This window comes from Streptomyces sp. NPDC004788 (genome assembly GCF_053601115.1).
Genome location: NZ_JBSGBF010000028.1, coordinates 1 through 21,964, shown reverse-complemented (window position 1 = coordinate 21,964; position 21,964 = coordinate 1). Strand labels below are relative to the sequence as shown.

The following is a 21,964-nucleotide window of genomic DNA, read 5'->3' as shown; positions in this document are numbered from 1 at the left end:
CAGGCCTTAGGGAGGTCGACGTGTCTGTCGTGCAACAGGGTGGCGGGGTGCCCGGACAGGGCGGAGGCACTGGAAATCTCTATGACGTGGTCGAGCTGATCCTGGACCGCGGCCTGGTGATCGATGCCTTCGTCCGCGTGTCTCTCGTCGGAATCGAGATCGCGAAGGTCGACGCCCGCGTGGTCGTGGCCAGCGTCGACACATATCTCCGCTTTGCCGAGGCGTGCAACCGCCTCGACCTGGAGAGCGGCCGCAACGCCCCGGCTCAGTTGACGGACGTCGTGGAGAAGACGACCGAGTCGGGATCCAAGGGCAAGACCAAGGGCGCGCTCACCGGAGCTGTCGAGGCCTTCACGGATTCCCTCACCGGTAATCGCGACGAAGAGCGCGAGAAGGAACCTCGCCACAGCGGGAAACGCGCCGGTGACGGAGGCCACGAGCGCCGCACGGCACGGCGCTCCTCCGAGGACGGCGAACAGTGATGGCTCTCTACGTCTACGCGATTACCAAGTCGTCACATCCGCTCCGCCTCGACGGCCTCAGGGCCGTGGGTGGCGAAGGGACCACCGTGCGCACCGTATGCCAGGGGGACCTGTGCGCTGTCGTCAGTGAGACTCCTGAGGAGATCAGCGCGAATCGCCCGGACGTCGAGGCGCACTACGACGTACAGACGCGCCTGTGGAGCGACGGCGTCACACTGCCTCTGGGCTTCGGCTTCGTCGCAGAGGACGACGACGCTGTTCGCGCGGTACTCGACGAAGGCGCCGAACGGTTCACCCAGCGCCTCGAAGAACTCACCGACCGCGTGGAGTTCAACGTGAAGGGAGTCGAGGAGGAGGAAGCCGCCATACGGCGGATCGCCGAGGAGTCCCAGCGGGTTCGTGAGTTGAACGACGCGACGCGCGACGGCGGCGGTACTTACGAGGAGCGGCTCGAACTGGGCAAGCTCTTGAGCGACGAGATGCTGGCCCGGCAGGGGACTCTCGCTGAATCGGTGCTTGAGGCGCTGAGGCCGCTCGCCACGGCCGAGCGGCTGTCCGAGCCGTCCCAGCAGTACTTCCTCAGTGCGTCGTTCCTCGTCGACCGGGAACGAGCCGAAGAATTCACGAAAGCCAGCGAAGAGGTGCTGGAGGGACTGCCGGAGGGAGTCGAGATCCGGATCCGTGGGCCGCTGCCCCCGTACAGCTTCGCCTGACAGATGCCATGCAGAGGGAGGCACCGTGGGATTGGTGACCGAGATCCTCGCACTGCCCGCCGCCCCCTTCCGAGGGGTCGGATGGGTTCTGGACAAGGTCGTGCAGGCCGCCGAGCAGGAGTACTACGACCCGGGCCCCGTTCAAGAGCAGCTCGCTGAGCTCGAACGAGAGCGAGAGGCCGGTCGCGTGAGCGAGGAGGAGTTCAAGGATCGAGAGGAGTCGCTCCTGCAGCGACTGGAGGAGATCAGGGCGTACCAGCTCCGAAAGGCCGGGGCCGCCGGTACGTAGCGCTGCTGGGGCCTTGCTTCCCCAAAAGCGCGCCAGGGGCCCGGGCCGCGGGCGAGGAGAGAAGCATCGTCATGAACAACGCCAAGATCGGCACTGCCTTGATCGGCGGCTATGTGCTGGGCCGGACGAAGAAGGCCAAACTCGCGCTCGGGCTGGCCATGGCGCTGGCCGGATCGCGTATCAAGCCGGGACAGCTGAAAAAGTCGATCGCGACATCGCCCTTCCTGAGCAACGTGAACCAGCAGGTTCGCGGCGAGCTCATGTCCGTGGGGAAGACGGCGGCCACCACCGTGCTCAACGCCAAGGCCGAGCACTTGGCCGACGCCCTGCACAGGCGAACCGAGGGGCTGCGAGGAGAAGAACACGAGGACGAGGGGGACGGCCGAGAGGCTGACGAGGTCGACGAGGTCGACGAGCACGAGCCTCCCGACGACGGCGCCGGTCACGACGAGCAGCCCGAGGAGGACGCCACCGAGCGAGCGGGGCGAGACGAGGAGACGCGAGACGAGGAGGGCGGGCCGTCCGACGCGGACGAGGAACCCGAGCCCCGTCCGCGGCGTACGACCGCCTCTCGGCGTACGGCCTCGGCGGGCAGGACCGGCAGGACCGCGGAAACGGCGAAGCAACCGGCCCAGAAGGCGTCCGGCGCGTCGAAGGGCACCCGTACACGGAGTACCAGGAGGCGGGACGATGCCTGACGCAAGGGCTTCGGAGCAGGGGACGAAGGGCTCCGCGGGAACCTCCGGCGCGCAGAAGACGCTGAGCCGCTCTCCCGGCGCGAACCGGCTGGCAGAAGAGTTCGAGACCTACATCGAGGCACGCCTGGAGAAGGTGCTGGCCGGCGTGGGCCATCGCATAGGCGACGCGGCAGGCAAGCTGGGCGAGGCGCACATCGGCCCGCGTGCCCTGGCGCGTGGGGCGGGTAAGGGCGGCAGAAGACTGGTCGAGCACGCGCCGGGCAAGGCGGCACTCACTTCTGCGGCCGCGCGGGTCGCGGACACGACCTCCCATGCGAAGGACACCGCGGCTCATACGAAGGACGTCCTCGCGGAGAAGGTGGAGAAGGTGAAGAGCGCCAGGACGCACGAGCCCCGCTCCTCGGCCTCCGACGCGGGACACAAGAGCATGACGGTCATCGAGGACATCGACATCGGCGTCCCCGTGCGCGAGGCGTACAACCAGTGGACCCAGTTCCAGGAGTTCGCGAGCTTCGCCAAGGGCGTCGTGTCCGTCGAGCAGCAGGACGAGACGACGAGCCAGTGGCAGGTGAAGGTCGGAAAGGCGACCCGGGCGTGGAAGGGGACCATCACGGAACAGATTCCCGACGAACGCATCGCGTGGACCTCGGAGGGCGCGAAGGGCACCACGAGAGGCGTGGTCACCTTCCACCCGCTCGGCGAGAACCTGACCAAGGTCCTGCTGGTCATGGAGTACTTCCCCAAGGGCATGGTCGAGAAGGCGGGCAGCCTCGTCCGGGCACAGGGCCGGCGCGCTCGGCTCGACCTCAAGGCCTTCCGCAGGTTCGTCATGATCAAGGGCGAGGCCACGGGCGGCTGGCGCGGCGAGATCCGCGACGGCAAGGTCGTCTCCGGCCCCGACGAGGACGAAGAAGACAGCGAAGCGCGGGACGACGCCTCTGAAGAGGGCCAGGGCTACGCGGACGAAGCCGGGGGCGAGGGCGGCGACGAAGCGGACGAGGGCGAGTACGAGGACGAGGCCCCGGAGGAGGACGAGGACGAGGAGGAGCGCGAGGAAGGACCGGAGGACGAGTACCAGGACGAGTACGAAGACGAAGACGAGTACGAGGACGAAGACGAGGACGAGGACGAGGAGGACGGCGAAGAAGAGGTCGAGGGCGCAGATGAGGCCGGAGGCGAAGACGTGGACGAACGCCCCAGCAGTCGTCGAAGCCGGAAGAGCTGACGCCCAGGGAGCGAGGTCGAATCCATCGTGGACGCATCGGACTCCGAAGGCCCCTCGGTCGCGCGCTCCCTGTCCCCTTACGGTCAGCAGCAGAGTGCGAACCTCGCCGACATCCTGGAACGCGTGCTGGACAAGGGCATCGTCATCGTCGGCGACATCAGGATCAACCTGCTCGACATCGAGCTGCTGACCATCAGGCTTCGGCTCCTGGTCGCCTCGGTCGACAAGGCCAGGGAGATCGGCATCGACTGGTGGGAGCACGATCCGGCACTGTCCTCGCGAGCCGGCCACGGGAAGGAGCTGGAAGAGGAGAACAAGCGCCTTCGTGCCGAGGTCAAGGCGCTTCGCGCCCGCCCCGAACCCCGGTCGGAGCTGCCGGAAGGATCCCGGGGCCGCCGGCGCCGTACGTCCGAGGGTGCGGGTGCTTCTGAGGCGGACGAGCCACGAGGCGCTCCCGAACACAGGACGAGACGACGGGAGTCGACCGGCAAGAAGGCCCGGCCTCGCGACGATTCCGAGAACCCGGCCGAGAACGAGGAGCGGCGGGACTGACGTCATGGACGGGCAGCTGAGCTACGCATACGCCGTCGTGCGCCCGACGGCAGCCCTGGAAGCGGAGGTGCTGCGGGGCGTCGAAGGCGTCGCGTCGGGGACGGTGAGGATCGTCCGGGCGGGCGATGCGGCGGCCGCGGTCAGTTCCGTACCGGAGAGCGACTTCTCCGAAGCGGCGCTCAAGGTCCACCTGGAGGATCTCGCCTGGCTCGAACGCGTGGCGCGGGCTCACCACGGCGTCGTGGAGGTCCTCGCGGCCTGCACCACCGTCCTCCCTTTGCGACTGGCGACGGTCTACCTGGACGACGAGCGGGTGCGCGACGTTCTGCGCCGGGGAGAGACGATCTTCGACCGCATGCTGGACCGATTCGCCGGCCACGTGGAATGGGGGGTCAAGGTCTATGCCGAGGTCCCCCAGGGGGCCGCCCCGCAGGACGACGGGACCGAGGACGTCCCCGACCCCGGGCGGGCTTACCTGCGTCGCCGCAGGCAGCAGCGCGAGGAGAAGGGAGCCGCCTGGACCGCCGCGGCCGAGGCGGTGCGCAGGATCGAGGCCGAGGTGCGCGACGTGGCCGTGGAACGCGCGCGCCACCGGAATCAGCAAGGCCGGCTCGCCATCGGAACAGGGGAGAACGTGGCCAACGATTCCTATCTGGTGCCGCGCACGCGCTCCGGCGAGTTCCGTGAACTCGTCCTGCGCTCAGCACGAGACCTGAAGGGGGTCAGGGTCGAGATCACCGGGCCGTGGGCTCCCTACTCGTTCGCGGTGCTCACGGACCCGGAGGCGCCGGAGGAGGTGCGCCGGCCGTGAGGACACGTGACGAGGAGGCGCTCGCAGAGCGGCAGGTGGCGCTCATCGACCTCCTCGACCGGCTGCTGAGCGGCGGCGTGGTGCTGACCGGCGACCTGGTCCTGTCGATCGCGGACATCGACCTGGTCAAGATCTCCCTGCGTGCGGTCATCGTCGCAGCCCAGGGAGACGATCAGTGGGCCCTGACGTCACTCATGCCGGGCGTGCAGGAGACTCCGCCGGGTGTGCAGGACACTCCGCCGGGCCTGCAGGAGACTCCGCCGCGAGAAGCCGCGGTGCAAGAACTGGAGACACCGCGTCATGACCGGCCCCTCTGAGCGCACCGGCCCTGGTGAGGCCGACCGCCGTCACGAGGTCGCCGCGGCCGCACAGCGTGCCTTTTCCCTGCTGCCGGCGCGCACGGACGATCTGTCGGCGGTGGGAAGAGGGGCGCGGCACGCTGCTCGCCGTGTCCACAGCGACCCCGACACCGTGGAGCGTGACCTCATCAAACTCGTTCTGACCATCGTCGAACTGCTGCGGCAGTTGATGGAGCGTCAGGCTCTGCATCGCGTGGATCAGGGCGACCTGACCGACGAACAGGAAGAAAGGCTCGGCCTCACCCTGATGCTCCTCCACGACCGGATGATCGACCTCTGTGACCGCTACGACCTCACCCTCGAAGACCTGAACCTCGATCTCGGCCCCCTCGGCACGCTCCTGCCGCCCTGACGGCTGTCATACCGAGGGGGGGACGGACGGGGCGCTTGTCCTGGGCGAGGCGACCTGTCCGAGGTGTGCCATCGGGAAACGGACGACTGGTCCGCGAGTCCGCCTTCGGCAGGCCGCCGGCAACGGGGTCAGCCGAAGTTTCCGGCGCCGGGACGCCCGCTCCGCGCCCGAGTACGTTCGGCACCTGGCCGGCGAAAGCCGGGCAGGTGCACCACGAGGAGCGTGAAGGCGGCCAGCGCGACGTTGCGGGCAGCGGCGTCCAGACCGTTCCAGTCGGACGACTGCCACATGGCGAACCACTCGCCGCCGATCGCGAGGAAGCCCATCCCGAAGAGCAGCAGCACCATCACCAGCCCCACCGTGCTTGCCGCACGGGCGCGGTCGTACGCGTCGCGGCGCAGTCCCGTGATCCAGAGCCAGGTGGCGGCGAGGAGGACCGCCGCGGCCAGTGCCTCCCAGACGATGACGGCGACGTAGGCGGCGTTCTGCAGGGCGGGGGATTCGACCGCACGCCACGTCAGGTCAGGGTCCCGGAACGTGGTGTCCATGCTCAGGACGTGCTGGACGAACTGCTGGTTGGTCCCGAAGTCCGTGATGTTCCCGAAGGCGACCAGGGTCATGTGGAGCGCGACGGTCGCCGTCAGCGCGGTCGCCGCGACGGGCGGAGCGCCCAGCCGGAGGAGCCGGCTGCGCCGGGTGGTCGGGGCCGTTCCCGGGGAACGGGCGCCGGAGTCGGTGTCGGTCGGCCGGTCTGCCTGTGCCATGGATGTGTCCTTCCTCGTCGTCCCGCGGACGCGTGGACCGTGGGTCGTACCGTCCCTACCCCTCCCACCGGTACGGCCTTCCAGCCGCCCGCCGCGGCTTCACCCGGCGGTCATGTGGCGCAGGCCTACCGGGCCGCCTTCCGCTCCCCCCTAAGATCACCGGGACGGCGAGACGGCGGGCGGGACGCGGGAGAGGCGTGAGACATGGCGGACGAGCGCGTGTACCTGGTGACCGGGGGCGGAACGGGGATCGGGGCCGCGACCGCGCGGGCCTTGGCCCGGGCGGGACACAAGGTGGCGGTGTCCGGGCGCCGACCCGAGCCGCTGCGGCTGGTCGCGGAGGAGACCGGCGCCCTGCCCGTACCGTCGGACGTCCGGGACCCCGCCGCGGTGGCCTCGCTCGTCGAGACGGTGGTCGGCAGGTACGGACGGCTCGACGGTCTGGTGCTCAACGCCGGCATCGGGCGGGGCGGCGGGGTCGGCGAGGTGACCCTGGAGGACTGGGACGAGGTCATGCGGACCAACCTCACCGGTCCGTTCCTGCTGCTGCGCGCCGCGCTCCCGCACCTGCTCCACGCCCGCGGCGCGGTGGTCGCGGTGGCCTCGGTGTCCGCCTTGCGCAACGGTGTCGGGAACGCCGCCTACGCCACCTCCAAGGCGGCGCTGCTCCAGCTGTGCCGCTCGCTCGCGGTCGACTACGGGGGCGCGGGGCTGCGCGCCAACACCGTGTGCCCGAGTTGGGTGCGCACCGACATGGCGGACCGCCGAATGAACCGGTTCGCCGACGAGGCCGGCCTGGGCGGGAACGGTCTGGACGGGAACGGTCTGGACGGGAACGGTCTGCGCGGGAACGGTCTGGAGGCGGCGTACGACGAGGTGACCCGAGTCCTGCCGGCCGGGCGGCCCGGTGAACCGCAAGAGGTCGCGGAGGCCGTCGCCTGGCTGCTGTCACCCGCCGCCTCGTTCGTGAACGGCGCGGTGCTCACCGTCGACGGCGGCGCGACCGCACTGGACCCGGGCACCCTCGGCTTCGAGTTCCGCCTGGAGCCGCGCGTCCCGCGCGCCTGACCGACGGTCACGGCCGAGGAGGTCGGGATCGGAGGCCGGAGGCAACGCGGGAGCCCGATACGACGTCTGCCTAGCGGAGAACGAACCGGGCGGACCGACCCCCGTGTGAAGGGAGCCTGCTGGTGCTCATAGGACTGCTGACCGCCGTCGCCGCCTCGATCTGCTACGGCACCGGATCGGTACTGCAGGCGCTCGGCTCCCGCAAGTCCGCCCGGCGCGAGGCGGCCGCGGCGGGGCAGCTCACCCAGCACGGCGGGCCGAGTCTGTCGTCGACCGCGAAAGCCGCGATGACCTGGGAGTTCGTCGGAGGCTCGATTCTGGACTTCGTCGGCTTCGGCCTCGGCGCGCTCGCCGCCCGTATGCTCCCGCTCTTCCTCTCGCAGACGGTGATCAGCGCCAACCTGGTCATCACGGCCGTCCTCGGCGTGAGGTTGCTCGGCATTCGGCTGACCCGAGCGGAGTGGACCTCGATCGGAGCGGTCTGCTCGGCCCTGGTGCTGCTGGCGAGCGCGGCGGGCCCGGAAGGCAGCGGGCGCACCCCGATCTCGACCCACTGGTGGCTGCTCGCCGTCTCGCTGCTGCTGATGGCCGGCGGCACGGCCCTGGTACGGGTGCTCGGCGCCCGGGCGGCGATCCTCGCAGGCCTTCTGTCGGGTCTCGGCTTCGGCGCGCTCGGGGTCGGGGTGCGGATCCTGAACGGCATCGCCCCCTTCGCGCCGGGCACCGTGCTGACGGACCCGGCGCTGTACGCGATCGTGGTGGCCGGCGTCGGCGGCATGTACCTGCACACGGTCGCGCTGCAAGTCGGCTCGGTGAACGGGGCGACGGCGGCTCTCGTGGTCGGCGAGACCGTGCTGCCGGGGATGATCGGCGTGTGGTGGCTGGGAGACGCCTCGCGCCCGGGCTTCACCTGGTTGGCCGTCCTCGGCTTCGTCCTGGCGGTCACGGGCGCGGTCGCGGTGGCCTGGTTCGGAGCCCCGGAGAGCCACGCGCCGGAGCCGGGGAGCCTGCCGGAGCCCGTGCGCGTTCCCGAGTCCGTACGCGTTCCGTAGTCCCTGGCGCACAGGGCGGGAGACACGAGGTCCGGTGTCGCGGTGTCGTCCGGAGCGATCCACGGGCGAACTGCGGAGCCATCCACGGGCGAAATGTCGTAGTCAGCCACATGATGGAGTCCGGGCAGCGAAGGGAGGCCGACAGATGATCCAGGTCGCCGATATCCGGGAGTGGCGCGAGCACGACGTCGTCGACGCGGACGGGAAGAAGATCGGCACGCTCGAGTCGGTCTACGTGGACACCGCGACCGACGAACCGTCGTTCGCGACAGTGACCGTCGGTCTTCCCACGCGGCACCGGCTGGTGTTCGTGCCCCTCGACGAAGCCACGGTCGGGCCCGGCTACCTGAAGGTCCCCTTCGGCAAGTCCCTGGTGAAGGACGCACCGGCCATCGACACGGACGGCGTGCTGCCGGCCGAGCGGGAACCGGACGTCTTCGCGCACTACAAACTGGCGTACCAGCCCGGCGCCGGCGGCGAGCGACGTCTGGCCCGGCGCTGATCAGCAGGGAGAAGCCGTGATGGTCTGGGTACTGCTGCTCATCGTGGCCGCGATCGTCCTCGGCATCGTAGGTGCGGTCGCCCACGGACTTTTCTACCTCCTGGTGATCAGCGTGCTGGTGTTCGTCGGCGCGCTGGCCCTGGGGGCCCTCCGGTTCCGACGTACCGGGCGTCGCCCCATGCGATAGCTCGGCTTCCGGGCCCGCTCGTCACGTCGCTGAGCGGGCCCCTCACGGATACGCTGGGATTCATGATCGAGTCCGGACGGCCGCGGCTCCGTCGGAGCTTCGGCCACGGCAGGCTGGTGCGGCTGTCGCCGGTGATTCTGACCGTCGTGATCGCCGGTCTGGCCTACGCCACCCCGCCGGAGATGGCGTTCAGCCGCCTGCTGCCCGCGGCGCCGGCTCTGGCCGCCGCCATGTGGCCGGTCCTCCCGACCGTCCTGCTCGGGACCGTCTGCCTCTTTCTGATGATCGGCCTCAGCCTCGTCTTCCCCGATCTGGGGACGTGGTGGACGGCCGGGGGGATCGTCGCGGTCACCGTGGCCGCCGCGTACGGAAGCCATGTCCGGCTCCAGCGGGAGCGCACCCTCTTTCAGGTGCGGCTCGTCGCCGACGCGGCGCAGCAGGTGGTGCTGCGGCCCCTGCCGCACCGTTTCCGGAACGTCGAGATCGAGTCGCTGTACCTCGCGGCCGCCGCGGAAGCCCGCATCGGCGGGGACTTCTACGAGGTGGTCGACACCCCGTACGGGGTACGGCTGCTCATCGGAGACGTACGGGGCAAGGGCCTGCCGGCAGTGGGGGCGGCCGCGGCGATCGTCAACGCCTTCCGGGAGGCGGCCCACGGCGAGGCCTCCATGGCCGACATCGCCCGCAGGCTCGACGCCAGCTGCGCCCGGCACAACGCCGCCCATCCGCCCGAGGCACCGATGGAACGCTTCGCCACCGCGCTGCTCGTCGAGATCCCGCACCAAGGCAGCCGCATCACCATCGTCAACTGCGGACACCCCCCACCGTTGGTCCACAGCCGGGAGAACGTGCGCGTCCTGGAGCCGTCCGCCCCGTCGCCGCTGCTCAGCCTCGCGGAGTTGATCGGTGACCACTACCGTGCGGACGCCTTCGATTTCGCTCCCGGCGAGCTACTCCTCCTCTATACGGACGGGATCGCCGAAACCCGCGCCCGGGACGGCGAGTTCTTCCCGCTGACGGAATGGATGCGCCGACAGCTCCCCACACCTCCGCGTGATCTGCTCACGGCCCTGCACCACGACCTCCTCCGTCACAGCAGGGGCAGCCTCGACGACGACATCGCCGCCTTGGCCGTACGTCTGCACACGCCGTGAGCCATGCGTACGGAGGGGCCGCACGGCTCACCCCGGCCGGGCCCGGGCGGCCGTGAGCACGCGGTCACCCCGCCCGGGCTCGGCGCGCGCGGCCGTCAGGCCACGGGCAAGGCCTGTTCCGCCCAGATCGTCTTCCCCGCCGGCATGTAGCGCGTCCCCCAGTGCTCGGTGAGCTGGGCGACCATGAACAGTCCGCGTCCCCCCTCCTCCTCGCTGCCGGCGTAACGGGCATGCGGTGACGTGTGCTGCGAGTCGGAGACCTCGCAGATGAGGGAACGGTCCCGGATCAACCGCAGGCCGATCGGGCCGGAGGCGTGGCGGATCGCGTTGGTGACCAGTTCGCTGACCACCAGTTCCGTGGTGAAGACCAGATCGTCCAGTCCCCACCGCCCGAGCTGTTCGGCGGCCATCGAACGTGCGCGTGCGACGAGCGCGGGGTCCGCGGGCAGCTCCCAGCTCGCCACCTGACGTGCCCCCAGCGCGCAGGTGCGCACGACGAGGAGCGTCGCGTCGTCCTGCACCTGGTCCGAAGCCAGCTCCGCGACGATCCGGGCGCACAGTCCGTCGGGCGACGATCCCCGCTGCCCGCCGAGTACGGCCGCCAACCGGTCCAACCCCGCGTCGAGGCCGTCCCCGCGGGCCTCCACGAGACCGTCGGAGAACAGGACGACCAGGCTCCCCTCGGCCAGTTCCACTTCCGCGCCCTCGTACGGCAGCCGTCCCACACCCAGAGGAGCCCCCGGCGGCAGACGGAGGAAGTCGACGGGGCCGTGCGGCTGCACCACGGCCGGCGGCAGGTGTCCCGCCGCCGCCCAGGTGCTCGTCCGGGAAGCCGGATCGTAGATCCCGTAGACGCACGTCGCTCCGAGGGCGCCGCTGCCGTCCGCCTCACCCTTCCCGTCCTGGTCCGACGCGTCCTTGCCGACCTGATCGTTCAGCCGGGCGAGCAGTTCGTCGGGCGCGAGGTCCAGCTCGGCCAGGGTGCGCACCATCGCGCGCAGGCGTCCCATCGTGGCGGCGGCTCCGAGTCCGTGGCCGACGACGTCCCCCAGGACGAGACCGACCCGTGCCCCGGAAAGCGGAATGACGTCGTACCAGTCGCCGCCGGCGCCGAGGTGGCTGTCGGCCGGCAGGTAGCGACTCGCCGCCTCGACCGCGCTCAGCTCGGGCAGCGACCGTGGCAGCAGGCTGCGCTGGAGCATGAACGCGGCCGTGTGCTCCCGGCGGTACTGCCGGGCGTTGTCGATGCATACGGCGGTCCGCGACGCCAGCTCCTCGGCCACCGCTCGATCGCCGTCGTCGAAGGGTTCCGAGTCGTCGCCCCGCACGAAGGTGACGAGGCCCAACGGCGTCCCGCGCACGATCAGCGGGACGTACAGCCGTGTCGGCGCGACCACGGCGTCCGTGGTCGGCCGGCCTCTGGCCAGGCTCTCGGCCTGCGACGATCCGGCGGCGTACGCGACCCGCTCGTACGCGGCCCGCTCGCCCACCCGGGAAGGTTCCCCGTCGGAGTCCGCCACGCGTACGAGGTCCCATGCCGTGACGGGCTTCGGCTCCTCTCCCTCGATCACTTCTGCCGCCACGTCGACGAGCACGGCGTCGGCGTACTGCGGCACGGCGATCGCGGCGAGCTCCGCCGCCGTTCCGGACGGGTCGAGCGTCGCCCCGATCCGGGCCCCCGCCTCGGCGAGGAGCGCGAGGCGCTGCTGCGCACGGTAGTGGTCGGTGACGTCGATGGACTGTTCGCACACGCCCACCGGCTCTCCCCGGCCGTCGAGGAGGCGGAAGTAGGACGAGGACCAGACGTGCTCCCGCCGCGGGTCGGCCGGGGAGCGCCCTCGGAAGTGCACGTCGATGACCGGCTCACCGGTCTCCAGGATCTGTTGGACGAAGTCCTCCGGCGGCGCCGGATGCTGGGTGCTGAGGACGTCACCGGGAAAGAGTTCGGTCATGGAGCGGCCGAGCAATGCCGTGAGGTCGCCGCCGAGCTCCCGGACACTGGAGGCGTTGGCCCACAGGAGGCGTGCGCCGGGACCGTAGATGGTCAGTGTCACCGGTGACTGGGTGACCAGCCCCTGCAGCATCGCCTGCCGGGTCTCCCACCAGCGCAACGCCTCCAGCTCGGCCGCCATGAGGACGCCGGAGGGGGCCCGGTCGGAGGAGGCCCCGTCGGGGGCGGGGGTCAGGGGGTGGAGAGTCACTGCCACCCGTACGGTGTCTCCGCTGCGGTGGCGCACGTCCACGACGGCACTGCGGGTCCCGCCGAGCCGGGGCCGCTGATCGGACCGCGGCTCTTCCGCTCGGTCGCCGCCGGCGTGCGAGGTGGCGATCAGGTCCACCGCCGGGCGTCCGAGCACCTGCGAAGCCGGATACCCCAGGAGTGCCTCGGCCTGAGGACTCCACCCGACGAGCACTCCGTCTGCGGTGATCAGGGCGAAAGCGGCCGGCGGCGGGCTGAGGTGCCCGCCCTCGTCCGCCCCGGCGGGAGGAATGAACGGTAGCCCTTCCATGCTCCCATCATCCTTCCGCGCGGTCGCGACCGCAGTGCGCTCGATCCGGTCCGGGCGGCCCGCCGCGGGGTGGCGGCGGATGTTTTGCGTGCTCGCCGGCGGTGAGGCGTAGGGGGACGAGCCTGTTCGACTCATCGACTGGGGAGCACATGGAGAGCCTTGTCCGGCTGGCGATCTGCGTCGGCGGCTCGGTGCCGGCTGCCTTCGCCGTCTGCCGTGCGGCGGACCTGCTGGCGCGGTTCGCCGACGCGCGGCATCCGGAGACCCCGCTGTGGGGGCTGCTGCGCCGCTGCCGCACGCCGCTGTACGTCGTCGTGCTGGCCGCCCTGCTCAGGTGGACCTACTCGGTGGCGGCGCCGGGTCAGGGGCCGCTCGAAGACCGTGCGGAGGCGGTGAGCCGCGTCCTGCTGTTGTGCCTGATCGGCGGCGGAGCCTGGCTGACCGTACGGTCGGTCGCGGCCGTCGTGGAGTCCTCGTACGCGCGGTACGCCGGACGTTCCCGGGATGCCGCACGGCTCCGCCGCGTCCGTACCCAGGTCACGCTGATCATGCGGGTGGTGTCCGTCGCCGTCGGTGTGCTCGCCGCTGCCGCTGCCCTCGTCACCTTTCCGTCCTTCCGTACGCTCGGCACGTCCCTGCTGGCTTCGGCCGGCATCATCGGCATCGTGGCCGGCGTGGCGGCCCAGTCGACGCTGAGCAACCTCTTCGCCGGCTTCCAGATCGCGTTCGGCGACATGGTCCGCATCGGTGACACCGTGGTGGTGGACGGCGAGTGGGGTGTCGTGGAGGAGGTGACCCTCACCTTCCTCACCGTCCGGACCTGGGACGAGCGTCGCGTCACGCTCCCCGTCTCGTACTTCACCTCGCGGCCGTTCGAGAACTGGTCGCGCGGCGGCGCGGAGATGACGGGGTCCGTGTTCATCCACTGCGACCACTCCACGCCGGTCGCGCTCGTGCGGTCACACCTCCAGGAGTTCCTCACCACGTGCGGCACCTGGGACGGACGGGCCTGGGACCTCGCCGTCACCGACACCTCGCCCACCGGCATCACCGTGCGCGCGATCGTGACCGCCAAGGACGCCGACGACCTGTGGACGACCCGCTGCGCCGTACGGGAGGAACTCGTCGGCTGGCTCGCGCGGGAGCACCCGGGCGCCCTCCCCAAGGTCGTCACCGCTCCCGCGGCCGACGCCTGCGATCGGCCGCGGGACGACGACGGACCGCAGCGGCAGCGACGCCGCCCCCGGCCCGGCCGGAACACGGGCGGGCCGTCGGACGGTCTTCCGGACTGACCGGTTCGCGCGGGTGCGCCACGCCTCGCGCCCGGTCCGGGCGCGGCGGCGGGCCGTCGCGATCCTTGTGAACGGGTCGTCGACCGCAGCCGACAACCCGGTGTCCGTATCTGTGGGTTATCCGGCTCCAGGGACATGGCCGTCCGCGACGTGGCCGAGAAGACTGGGAGCCGCCCGTCCACCGGGGCGGTTTCCAGCGGCGTCCCAGCCGCGATGACAGATGAGGTGCCATGACGATGACGACAGCCGCGAACTCCACGGCCGGGGTGTACGTGCCGGACACCAGGCCGGCCCGTGAGGCGACCGAGTTGGTCCGTGACACCGCCGGTGAACTGATCTACCACCACTCGCGGCGGGTGTACTTCTTCGGGGCCCTGCAGGGCCGCAACCGCGATCTCGGCTTCGATCCCGAACTGCTCTACGTCGCCGCGATGTTCCACGACCTGGGGCTGGGCGAGCGGTTCCGTACGAGCGGCCGCCGCTTCGAGGTCGACGGCGCCGACGAGGCACGCCGTTTCCTGCGGTCGCACGGGATGCCGGACGACAGCGTGCGCCGGGTGTGGACGGCCATCGCCCTGCACACCACGCCGGGGATCCCCGAGTTCATGGAGCCCGAGGTCGCCCTGGTGACCGCCGGCGTCGAGTACGACGTCCTGGGCATCGGTTACGCGGACGTCTCCGCCGCCGAGCGTGAGGAGATCGTGGCCCTGCACCCGCGCCCCGGCTTCAAGAAGCGCATCCTCGACGCGTTCGCCGACGGCGTCCGGCAGAAGCCGGAGACCACCTTCGGCAACGTCAAGGCGGACGTGCTGCAGCACCATGTGCCGGGGTTCGAGCGCGGGGACTTCGTCCGGACGATCCTGGACTCGCCGTGGGCCGAGTAGCCCCTGCGGCGCGGAGCGCGGACCGGGTCGTCGTGATCGTGGCCTTCGACCAGGTCCAGCTCCTGGACGTGAGCGGGCCGCTGGAGGTCTTCACCACGGCCAACCGCTACGGCGCCCGGTACGACGTACGGGTCGTCTCCCCCACCGGTCTCGACGCGCTCACCTCCTGCGGGCTGCGGATCGGGGCGGACGCCCCCGTCGAGCGGCTCCCCCGGCGCGTCGACACGCTGCTGGTGCCGGGCCGCAGGGACTGGCGGGAGGCCGCTGCCGATGACGCCCTGGTCGCGCTCGTCGACGGCCTCGCCGGCCGGGCGCGGCGGGTGACCTCGGTCTGCGCGGGCGCGTTCCTCCTGGCCCGGACGGGAGTGCTCGACGGACGACGGGTCACGACGCACTGGGAGCTGGCGCCCCAGCTCGCCGCCGCCTATCCGGAGGTACGGGTCGATCCGGACCCGGTGTTCGTGCGCGACGGCCGTGTCGTGACCTCCGCCGGGGTCACGGCGGGGATCGACCTGGCCCTCGCCCTGGTCGAGGAGGACTACGGAGCGGATGTGGCCAGGGAGGCGGCCCGCCAGCTCGTCGTCTTCATGGCCCGCCCGGGCGGGCAGTCGCAGTTCAGCATCCGCATGACCCCGCAGCCGTCCCGGCACCCGCTCGTACGCCGCGCCATGGACGAGATCACCATGGATCCGGCCGTCCCGCAGGGCGTCGACGCGCTCGCCGCGGGGCTCGGCGTCAGCACCCGGCACCTGGCCCGCCTCTTCCGTCAGGAGACCGGCATGACGCTGGGGCGGTACGCCGACGCCGTCCGGGTGGAGGCGGCCCAGGTCCTGCTGTCCTCCGGCACCGCCTCCGTCGAGGAGGTGGCGCAGGAGGCCGGGTTCGGGTCGTCGGAGACCATGCGTCGCGTGTTCCAGCAGACCTTCGGTGTCTCCCCCACCGTGTACCGGGCCCGCTTCCGCACCACGTCCGCCCCGGCGACCGCGGTGGCCGCCGCGCCCCTGCCGGCCACCGGCCGACTCGCCGGGCGGGTCAGGCCGCGGGCGCCGGGCCGGGCGGCAGGTGGACCGTCATGATCAGATGACACGCCTCGGTGCCGGCGCCCCGGTAGGTGTGCGCGGCGTCGCCGTCGAAGGTGGCGGTCTGTCCGGCTTCGACGGGGTGCTCGTCGCCGTCGACGACGAGGATCATGCGGCCGGAGGTGACGCTGACGGTCTCCACGACGCCGGCCTGGTGGGGGTGGCTCGGGTACTCCTCGCCCGGCTCCAGCCGCCAGCGCCACACCTCGACCGGGGCCGGGCCCGAGGTCGTCAGCATGAGCCGTGCCTCGCTGCCCCGCTCTCCCTTCCACAGCGGCATCACGGCGTCGGCGGTGACGACGCGGACGCGGGCCTCGCTGGGGCCCTCCATGAGGGCCGAGACGGAGATGCCTAGGGTGTCGGCGAGTCTGACCAGGGTGGCGAAGTTGGGGTTGCCCTGGGCCTTCTCCAGGCCGACCAGGGCGCCCTTGCTGACCTTGGCGCGCTGGCCGAGCTCGTCCAGGGACAGGCCGGCGCGGTTGCGGGCCGCCCGCACGTTGCGCGCGAGTGTGCGCAGGGCTGCCTCTGTCTCGGCCATCCGGTCACCCATCCTCACCAGTGGATCATTCCATTGCACCGTCCGGTCGTTTGGTTGACAAAGGGACGGTCGATCCGTTGTACGGTTTGGTCGTTCCACTGGAATGGTACGTCACCGCTCTGTACCCGGCCGGCACGGTCCTGCTCGCCCGTGGCGTGCTCTCCGAACGCATCCACCGCGGCCGGCTCGTCGGCCTGGGCACGGCGGCCGTGGCCGTCAGCCTCCTCGCCCTCCCCTGACCCGTACAGAACAACGCCCCGTACAGACATACGGAGACCCGCACATGACCGTCTTCCGCCTCGCCCCCGCCGTCACGGAGGCGTTCCCCGACACCCTCGTCGCCCTGGTCACCGCCACCGGCCTGCGCGGTCACGAACCGTGGCCCGCCACCGCCGCCGCCGTGGACGACCTGGAGCGGCGGCTCGCCGACGGCAGCTGGCGGCCCGCCGACGAGACCGACCCGCGCATCGAGGCGTGGCACACCGCCTACCGCTCCTTCGGCACGAACCCCCGTCGCGTCCGCCCGAGCGTCGACGCGCTCGGCCGCCGCTTCGCCAAGAAGGGCACCCTGCCGCGCATCAATTCGGCCGTCGACTCCTACAACTCCGTCTCCGTCCGCCACGGCCTGCCCGCCGGCGCCTTCGACCTCGACCACGTCACCGGTGACGTCGACATCCGCCCCGCCGACGGCAGCGAGGAGTTCACCCCTCTCGGCGAGCCCGGCACGGTCGAGAACCCGCGGCCCGGCGAGATCGTCTACGCCGACGCCCGCATCGTGCTGACCCGCCACTGGAACCACCGCGACGCCCACCAGACCTGCGTCACCGCCGGCTCCACGCGCGTCGCCTTCCTCCTCGAAACCCTCCACGCCACCCGCGACGGCCACCTCCTCAAGACCGCCGCCGTCGAACTGCGGGACCTGCTCGCCCCGCACACCGAGCGGACCGGCATCCACTACCTCAGCTCCGCGCAACCCGAGGCCGCGGCCTGAACGGCCTGCCGGAAGCGCGTCGCGTGGCACGTTCGATCCGGGGAACACGAAAGGCGTGCGACTTCGAACCAGTGATCCCTCCGGACCGGGGTGGCGCCGGCTGCCGCACGGCCGCGGATTTCGCTACCTCGACGCGGAGGGCCTGCCCCTCGGGCCGGCCGACCGGGACCGGGTGCGGGCGCTCGTGATCCCTCCCGCCTGGCGCGACGTCTGGATCTGCCCCTGGCCGAACGGGCACATCCAGGCCGTCGGCACCGATGACGCGGGGCGCAGGCAGTACCTGTACCACAGCGAGTACCGCGCCCGGCAGGAGCGCGCCAAGCACAGCCACGTCCTTGAGGTGGCCGCCGCCCTGCCCGTGCTGCGCGAGGCCGTCCGGCACGACCTCACGCTGCGCGGCCTGTGCCAGGCACGCGTACTGGCCTGCGCGGCCCGTCTGCTCGACCTGGGCTTCTTCCGTGTCGGCGGCGACCGCTACCTGCGCGACAACGAGTCGCACGGCCTGACCACCCTCCTGCGCTCGCAGGTCCACTGCGCGCGCGGCCGGGTCGACTTCGACTACCCCGGCAAGTCGGGCAAGCAGGTGACGGGGAGCCTCGTCGACGACGCGGCCTACCGGGTGGTGCGCTCCCTCCAGCGCCGGGGCGGGGGCGGCCCCCGCCTCTTCGCCTACTGGGAGGGAAGGGCCTGGCACGACGTCCACGCCGACGCCCTCAACGCCTACCTGCGCGACCGCTCGGGCGCCGACATCAGCGCCAAGGACTTCCGCACCTGGCACGCGACCGTCCTCGCGGCCGTCGCCCTCGCGGTGTCCGAGGAAGCCGGGCACGAATCCGCGACGGCACGCCGGAAGGCCGTGCGCCGGGCGGTACGGGAGGTGAGCGAGTACCTGGGCAACACACCGGCGGTCTGCCGGGACTCCTACATCGCGCCCCGTGTCGTGGAGCTCTACGCCGATGGCGTCACGGTCGCGCACGTGCTCGAACGGCTCGGCGAGCACGCCGCGTTCGGCCACCCCGCGACCCAGGGTGCCGTCGAGCGAGCCGTACTCGACCTCCTCGACGAAGGCTCGCGGTGACGGGGACGGGAGGAACCGGGTGCGCGGCTCTCAGAGGCTCATCTGCAGGACGCAGACGTCGTCATGGCGGGTGTCCGGACCGAGGAGGCCGCCCAGGATGTCGTCGAGTGCTCCCGTACCGCCGGCGCACCCCTCCGCGGTGCGGGCCAGCCGGTCCAGGCTGACGTCGATGTCCTCGCCCGGCTTCTCGACCAGTCCGTCGGTGTACAGCAGCAGCTGGTCACCGGGGAGCAGACGCAGCGTGGACGCCTCGAACCGTGCGGACGCCACCGCGCCCAGCAGGACGCCTTCGGGCGCGGGCAGATAGCGGGCGCGGCCCTCGTGCAGGTACAAGGGGGGCGGATGGCCGGCCTGCACCCAGGTGAGCTCGGAGGTGGCGGGGTCGTAGCAGGCCATGATCATGGTGGCCGTGCGGTAGTTCTGCTCCCAGCCGTGCAGGAGGAGGGTGTTCAGCCGGGCGAGGACCTTGGGCAGGGCGGTGCCGGTGATGGCCATGCCTTTGGCCATGAAGCGGAGCTGGGCCATGGTGGCGACCGCCTCCAGCCCGTGCCCGGCGACGTCACCGACGACGAGCAGGGCGCAGCCGTCGGGCAGCTCGATGGCGCTGTACCAGTCGCCGCCGACGTTCAGTCCCGTCTGCAGGGGCTGGTAGGCCACGTTCACGGTGAGGCCGGCCAGATGCAGGGACTGCTCGGGCAGCGGCAGCAGCGCGTGCTGGAGCCGGGCGGCGAGGTCGCGTTCGACGGCCAGCAGGCTGTCCTGGACGAGGGCGGCGCTCCGCTGGTCCAGGAGCTGCTGTTCGGTCCGCTTCGCCGCGGTCAGGTCCTGGAAGAAGCCGTGGACCTGCACGGGGGTGCCCTCGACGTCGGTCTCGGCTTCGGCGATGAACCGCACGTGCCGGAGCTCCCCGCCGGGGGTGATGACGCGGAAGACGAGGTCGACGGGCTTGCCGTCGCCCAGCAGGCGCTTCGTGGCCCGGCTCAGCAGGGGCAGGTCCTCAGGGACGGTGTGGCCGGAGAACTCCTCCAGCCTTATCGGGCCGAGGGACGGTTCCCTGTCGAAGATGGCGTAGACCTCGTCCGACCAGGTGATGACGTTCCTGACCAGGTCCCGGTCCACCCAGCCCATATGGCCGAGCCGCTGCAGCACGGCCAGCCGGTGGCGCTCGCGTTCGCCGCTGTCGAGGCTCGCCCAGGAGACGATCAGCCCCTGCCGGCAGGCCGCCACCCGGACCGCGTACCGGGACAGCCGTGGATGGCCGGAGACGACCTCCTCGTACTCGAACGGCTCCCCCACGTAGCGGCCGCCGGTCTCCAGCACCCGCAGGTACGCCTGCCACAGCTCCGTGCCGGCCACCGACGGGTACGTCTCCAGGATGCTCAGCCCGATGAGTTCCTTGCCCCTGTGCCGCCCGACGTCGTGCGCGTCGGGCGACGCCGCCGCGATCCGGAAGTCCGCCACGGCGCCGTCGGCGTCGAACTCCGGCACGAGGAAGACCGTCGAGCCGGGAAGACCGTCGAGCACCTCCTGAACGGCGGCGACCGGCGGGGGCGAGGTCTGGTCGACCACCGGGCCCGGCCCGTCGCGGCGTGCCGTGAGACGGCTCGCCGAGAAGACGGAAGCACCGGCCTGATCACCGAGGCTGCCGTCCGCCTGCTCGGAGCGCGCCGCACCGTTGCGGTCACCCGTCATAGGACGAGCATGACACAGGGGCCGCCAGGCGGCGGATTTCCGCGATCGCGCGGAGAGGGCCGGCGGCCCGGCCCGCCGCGCGGACGGCGGAGCTCAGGCCCTGGCGGTGAGCGGTCGGCCGGCGCGGGCACCGGCGATCAGCCGGGCGGCGGCCCGGTCGGCGAGCGCCATGATCGTGAGGGCGGGGTTGGCGGCGCCCTGGGTCGGCAGCACGCTGCCGTCGGTCACCAGGAGGTTGGGTACGGCGAAGGTGCGCAGGTCCGCGTCGACAACGCCGTCCTCGGGCCGGGTGGCCATCCGGCAGCCGCCGACCAGATGCGCATAGCGGTCGACGGGGACCAGTTCGCGTGCCCCGGCGGCGGTGAGGATGTCGGCCATGGTTGCGGTGGCGGCCTCCGTCAGGAGCTCGTCGTTGCGGCACTTGCCGTGGGTGAAGCGGGCGACGGGCAGTCCGTGCGCGTCGGTCTGGGTGTCGAGGGTGACCCGGTTGCCGGCTTGCGGCAGGTACTCGCACAGGGCGCCGAGGGTGGCCCAGTACGGGTACGTCCGCATCCGGTCGCGGAGGTCGGCGCCCCAGTGGCCGTGCTCGGCGAGGTGCCGGGCGAAGATGACGGGCAGCGGGGAGACCGTCTGCACCGAGAAGCCGCGCCGGTACGGGCGGGCCGGGTCCGTCTCGTAGAACTGCTCGGTGCTGACCTCGGGCGGCGGCGCCTTGTACATCCGGATCTCGTCGTCGAAGCGGCCGGCGACCTGCGGCGCGCCCTGCACCATCACATAGCGGCCGACCTGGTCGTACTCGTTGCACAGGCCGGAGTTGAGGAGCAGGCGCGGGGTCTCGATCGAGTAGCAGGCGAGGGCCACCGCGCGGGCGCGCTGGAGGCGTTCGCGGCCGCCGTGGACGTAACGCACCCCGGTGGCCCTGCCCCGGTGGGTGACGATCCCGGTGGCCATGCAGTCGGCGCGGATCTCGGCGCCGTGCGCGAGGGCGTCGGGGACGTGGGTGATGAGCGGGCTCGCCTTGGCGCCGACGGTGCAGCCCTGGAGGCAGAAGCCGCGGTACACGCAGTGCGGCCGGGCGCCGAAACGGCCGTTGGGGATGGCGACGGGGCCGACCCGGGCCTCGATGCCGAGGGCGGCGCAGCCCTCCAGCATGACCTCGCCGTTGCCGCCGACCGGGTGCGGCGCGTGCGGGTAGGGGTGCGGTTCGCCCCAGGGCCAGTACTGCCCGGCAACGGGGAGTTCCTGTTCGAGGCGGGTGTAGTACGGGGCGAGGTCGGCGTAGTCGAGTGGCCAGTCGGCGCCGACGCCGTCGAGGGTGCGGGTGCGGAGGTCGGAGGGGTGGAGCCGGGGCGCGTAGCCGGCGAAGTGGACCATGGAACCGCCCACGCCGCGACCGGAGTTGTTGGCGCCGAGCGGGACCGGGTCGGATCCGTCGATCACGCGCGGTTCGGTCCAGTGCAGCCGGCCGGAGCCCTCCTCGTCGCTCACCCAGTCCCGGTGCGGGTCCCAGAACGGGCCGGCCTCCAGACAGACCACCCGCCAGCCGGCGTGGGCGAGGCGCTGGGTCAGGACGGCGCCTCCCGCGCCGCACCCGACGACGACGAGGTCGACCTCGTCGTCGTCGGCGAACCGGCGCCTGACCATGGTGACGGGGAGGAGCACGCCCGCGGGGGAGGCGGGGACACCGGCGTC

Annotated in this window: 23 protein-coding genes and 2 pseudogenes; 20 read left to right on the top strand and 5 right to left on the bottom strand. The window is 71.6% G+C overall.

Going from position 1 to position 21,964, the window contains the following annotated elements:
• Window positions 1–20 precede the first annotated feature (20 nt).
• The 9 genes and pseudogenes from gvpJ (at window position 21) to ACWEJX_RS15140 (ending at window position 5,481) form a co-directional block, all read left to right on the top strand.
• Window positions 21–482: a gas vesicle protein GvpJ gene (gvpJ, locus tag ACWEJX_RS15180; RefSeq protein WP_451607895.1), complete on the top strand. Its 462-nt coding sequence runs from the start codon at window positions 21–23 to the stop codon at window positions 480–482.
• On the top strand, window positions 482–1,195 hold the full coding sequence (locus ACWEJX_RS15175) for a GvpL/GvpF family gas vesicle protein (RefSeq protein WP_451607894.1): 714 nt from the start codon (window positions 482–484) through the stop codon (window positions 1,193–1,195). The genes gvpJ and ACWEJX_RS15175 overlap by 1 nt, the downstream gene beginning before the upstream one ends.
• A gap of 34 nt (window positions 1,196–1,229) precedes the next feature.
• A complete protein-coding gene (locus ACWEJX_RS15170; protein WP_451607893.1) occupies window positions 1,230–1,484 on the top strand; it encodes a gas vesicle protein GvpG in 255 nt (84 codons plus the stop codon).
• Window positions 1,485–1,555: 71 nt separating this feature from the next.
• Window positions 1,556–2,182, top strand: a complete 627-nt coding sequence (locus tag ACWEJX_RS15165) for an ABC transporter substrate-binding protein (protein ID WP_451607892.1) — start codon at window positions 1,556–1,558, stop codon at window positions 2,180–2,182.
• The gene (locus ACWEJX_RS15160; protein ID WP_451607891.1) at window positions 2,175–3,407 is read left to right on the top strand and encodes an SRPBCC family protein; all 1,233 of its coding nucleotides are present in this window, start codon (window positions 2,175–2,177) and stop codon (window positions 3,405–3,407) included. The genes ACWEJX_RS15165 and ACWEJX_RS15160 overlap by 8 nt, the downstream gene beginning before the upstream one ends.
• A gap of 27 nt (window positions 3,408–3,434) precedes the next feature.
• A complete protein-coding gene (locus ACWEJX_RS15155; protein WP_451607890.1) occupies window positions 3,435–3,959 on the top strand; it encodes a gas vesicle protein in 525 nt (174 codons plus the stop codon).
• 4 nt (window positions 3,960–3,963) lie between these two features.
• Window positions 3,964–4,770, top strand: coding sequence for a GvpL/GvpF family gas vesicle protein (locus tag ACWEJX_RS15150; protein ID WP_451607889.1), 807 nt, complete (start codon window positions 3,964–3,966; stop codon window positions 4,768–4,770).
• Window positions 4,767–4,928, top strand: a pseudogene (locus ACWEJX_RS15145) (gas vesicle protein); the annotation flags it as partial. The gene ACWEJX_RS15150 and the pseudogene ACWEJX_RS15145, both read left to right, overlap by 4 nt.
• A 142-nt stretch (window positions 4,929–5,070) precedes the next feature.
• On the top strand, window positions 5,071–5,481 hold the full coding sequence (locus tag ACWEJX_RS15140) for a gas vesicle protein K (protein ID WP_451607888.1): 411 nt from the start codon (window positions 5,071–5,073) through the stop codon (window positions 5,479–5,481).
• Between the two features lie 128 nt (window positions 5,482–5,609).
• Here the strand turns inward: ACWEJX_RS15140 and ACWEJX_RS15135 are convergent, their stop codons facing one another.
• Window positions 5,610–6,245 carry a DUF2165 domain-containing protein gene (locus tag ACWEJX_RS15135; RefSeq protein ID WP_451607887.1) on the bottom strand — a complete coding sequence of 212 codons (636 nt, stop codon included), beginning with the start codon at window positions 6,243–6,245 and terminating at the stop codon, window positions 5,610–5,612.
• A 204-nt stretch (window positions 6,246–6,449) separates the two neighbouring features.
• Here ACWEJX_RS15135 and ACWEJX_RS15130 point away from each other — a divergent pair, with 204 nt between their 5' ends.
• The 5 genes from ACWEJX_RS15130 to ACWEJX_RS15110 all read left to right on the top strand — a co-directional run bounded on the left by ACWEJX_RS15130 (window position 6,450) and on the right by ACWEJX_RS15110 (window position 10,208).
• Complete coding sequence (locus tag ACWEJX_RS15130) at window positions 6,450–7,313, top strand: SDR family NAD(P)-dependent oxidoreductase (protein ID WP_451607886.1); 864 nt, start codon at window positions 6,450–6,452, stop codon at window positions 7,311–7,313.
• A gap of 122 nt (window positions 7,314–7,435) precedes the next feature.
• Complete coding sequence (locus ACWEJX_RS15125) at window positions 7,436–8,365, top strand: hypothetical protein (protein WP_451607885.1); 930 nt, start codon at window positions 7,436–7,438, stop codon at window positions 8,363–8,365.
• 145 nt (window positions 8,366–8,510) lie between these two features.
• Entirely contained in the window at window positions 8,511–8,867 is a 357-nt protein-coding gene (locus ACWEJX_RS15120) for a PRC-barrel domain-containing protein (protein ID WP_451607884.1), read from the top strand.
• A gap of 19 nt (window positions 8,868–8,886) precedes the next feature.
• The gene (locus ACWEJX_RS15115) at window positions 8,887–9,054 is read left to right on the top strand and encodes a hypothetical protein (protein WP_451607883.1); all 168 of its coding nucleotides are present in this window, start codon (window positions 8,887–8,889) and stop codon (window positions 9,052–9,054) included.
• Window positions 9,055–9,116: 62 nt separating this feature from the next.
• The gene (locus tag ACWEJX_RS15110) at window positions 9,117–10,208 is read left to right on the top strand and encodes a PP2C family protein-serine/threonine phosphatase (protein WP_451607882.1); all 1,092 of its coding nucleotides are present in this window, start codon (window positions 9,117–9,119) and stop codon (window positions 10,206–10,208) included.
• 95 nt (window positions 10,209–10,303) lie between these two features.
• On the opposite strand, the gene ACWEJX_RS15105 is transcribed toward ACWEJX_RS15110, so the two are convergent.
• Window positions 10,304–12,718: a SpoIIE family protein phosphatase gene (locus tag ACWEJX_RS15105; RefSeq protein ID WP_451607881.1), complete on the bottom strand. Its 2,415-nt coding sequence runs from the start codon at window positions 12,716–12,718 to the stop codon at window positions 10,304–10,306.
• 149 nt (window positions 12,719–12,867) lie between these two features.
• Between ACWEJX_RS15105 and ACWEJX_RS15100 the strand changes: the two genes are divergently transcribed.
• From ACWEJX_RS15100 to ACWEJX_RS15090, 3 genes are all read left to right on the top strand, one after another.
• Window positions 12,868–14,010 carry a mechanosensitive ion channel family protein gene (locus tag ACWEJX_RS15100; RefSeq protein WP_451607880.1) on the top strand — a complete coding sequence of 381 codons (1,143 nt, stop codon included), beginning with the start codon at window positions 12,868–12,870 and terminating at the stop codon, window positions 14,008–14,010.
• A gap of 230 nt (window positions 14,011–14,240) precedes the next feature.
• On the top strand, window positions 14,241–14,894 hold the full coding sequence (locus ACWEJX_RS15095) for an HD domain-containing protein (protein ID WP_451607879.1): 654 nt from the start codon (window positions 14,241–14,243) through the stop codon (window positions 14,892–14,894).
• Complete coding sequence (locus ACWEJX_RS15090; protein WP_451607878.1) at window positions 14,882–15,970, top strand: GlxA family transcriptional regulator; 1,089 nt, start codon at window positions 14,882–14,884, stop codon at window positions 15,968–15,970. Before ACWEJX_RS15095 ends, ACWEJX_RS15090 begins: the two co-directional genes overlap by 13 nt.
• Here ACWEJX_RS15090 and ACWEJX_RS15085 read toward each other — a convergent pair.
• Window positions 15,927–16,511 (bottom strand): helix-turn-helix domain-containing protein, encoded by a 585-nt coding sequence (locus ACWEJX_RS15085; RefSeq protein WP_451607877.1) that lies wholly within the window; start codon window positions 16,509–16,511, stop codon window positions 15,927–15,929. The genes ACWEJX_RS15090 and ACWEJX_RS15085 overlap by 44 nt on opposite strands.
• A 110-nt stretch (window positions 16,512–16,621) precedes the next feature.
• On the opposite strand from ACWEJX_RS15085, the pseudogene ACWEJX_RS15080 reads away from it, so the two are divergent.
• From ACWEJX_RS15080 to ACWEJX_RS15070, 3 genes and pseudogenes are all read left to right on the top strand, one after another.
• Window positions 16,622–16,750 (top strand): annotated as a pseudogene (locus ACWEJX_RS15080) (EamA family transporter); the annotation flags it as partial.
• Between the two features lie 44 nt (window positions 16,751–16,794).
• A complete protein-coding gene (locus tag ACWEJX_RS15075; protein WP_451607876.1) occupies window positions 16,795–17,502 on the top strand; it encodes a B3/B4 domain-containing protein in 708 nt (235 codons plus the stop codon).
• Window positions 17,503–17,557: 55 nt separating this feature from the next.
• The gene (locus ACWEJX_RS15070) at window positions 17,558–18,580 is read left to right on the top strand and encodes a DNA topoisomerase IB (protein WP_451607875.1); all 1,023 of its coding nucleotides are present in this window, start codon (window positions 17,558–17,560) and stop codon (window positions 18,578–18,580) included.
• 30 nt (window positions 18,581–18,610) lie between these two features.
• Here ACWEJX_RS15070 and ACWEJX_RS15065 read toward each other — a convergent pair whose 3' ends face one another.
• Both ACWEJX_RS15065 and ACWEJX_RS15060 read right to left on the bottom strand, forming a co-directional pair.
• The gene (locus tag ACWEJX_RS15065) at window positions 18,611–20,272 is read right to left on the bottom strand and encodes a PP2C family protein-serine/threonine phosphatase (RefSeq protein ID WP_451607874.1); all 1,662 of its coding nucleotides are present in this window, start codon (window positions 20,270–20,272) and stop codon (window positions 18,611–18,613) included.
• Window positions 20,273–20,365: 93 nt separating this feature from the next.
• The coding region (locus tag ACWEJX_RS15060) for a GMC family oxidoreductase (RefSeq protein ID WP_451607873.1) at window positions 20,366–21,964 on the bottom strand (1,599 nt) is incomplete at its 5' end.

Coding starts and splice junctions, on each gene's coding strand:
- ACWEJX_RS15175 (WP_451607894.1), top strand. CDS start 482: ATGGCTCTCTACGTCTACGCGATTACCAAGTCGTCACATCCGCTCCGC.
- ACWEJX_RS15165 (WP_451607892.1), top strand. CDS start 1,556: ATGAACAACGCCAAGATCGGCACTGCCTTGATCGGCGGCTATGTGCTG.
- ACWEJX_RS15160 (WP_451607891.1), top strand. CDS start 2,175: ATGCCTGACGCAAGGGCTTCGGAGCAGGGGACGAAGGGCTCCGCGGGA.
- ACWEJX_RS15150 (WP_451607889.1), top strand. CDS start 3,964: ATGGACGGGCAGCTGAGCTACGCATACGCCGTCGTGCGCCCGACGGCA.
- ACWEJX_RS15140 (WP_451607888.1), top strand. CDS start 5,071: ATGACCGGCCCCTCTGAGCGCACCGGCCCTGGTGAGGCCGACCGCCGT.
- ACWEJX_RS15135 (WP_451607887.1), bottom strand. CDS start 6,245: ATGGCACAGGCAGACCGGCCGACCGACACCGACTCCGGCGCCCGTTCC.
- ACWEJX_RS15130 (WP_451607886.1), top strand. CDS start 6,450: ATGGCGGACGAGCGCGTGTACCTGGTGACCGGGGGCGGAACGGGGATC.
- ACWEJX_RS15120 (WP_451607884.1), top strand. CDS start 8,511: ATGATCCAGGTCGCCGATATCCGGGAGTGGCGCGAGCACGACGTCGTC.
- ACWEJX_RS15115 (WP_451607883.1), top strand. CDS start 8,887: ATGGTCTGGGTACTGCTGCTCATCGTGGCCGCGATCGTCCTCGGCATC.
- ACWEJX_RS15110 (WP_451607882.1), top strand. CDS start 9,117: ATGATCGAGTCCGGACGGCCGCGGCTCCGTCGGAGCTTCGGCCACGGC.
- ACWEJX_RS15105 (WP_451607881.1), bottom strand. CDS start 12,718: ATGGAAGGGCTACCGTTCATTCCTCCCGCCGGGGCGGACGAGGGCGGG.
- ACWEJX_RS15100 (WP_451607880.1), top strand. CDS start 12,868: ATGGAGAGCCTTGTCCGGCTGGCGATCTGCGTCGGCGGCTCGGTGCCG.
- ACWEJX_RS15095 (WP_451607879.1), top strand. CDS start 14,241: ATGACGATGACGACAGCCGCGAACTCCACGGCCGGGGTGTACGTGCCG.
- ACWEJX_RS15085 (WP_451607877.1), bottom strand. CDS start 16,511: ATGGCCGAGACAGAGGCAGCCCTGCGCACACTCGCGCGCAACGTGCGG.
- ACWEJX_RS15075 (WP_451607876.1), top strand. CDS start 16,795: ATGACCGTCTTCCGCCTCGCCCCCGCCGTCACGGAGGCGTTCCCCGAC.
- ACWEJX_RS15065 (WP_451607874.1), bottom strand. CDS start 20,272: ATGACGGGTGACCGCAACGGTGCGGCGCGCTCCGAGCAGGCGGACGGC.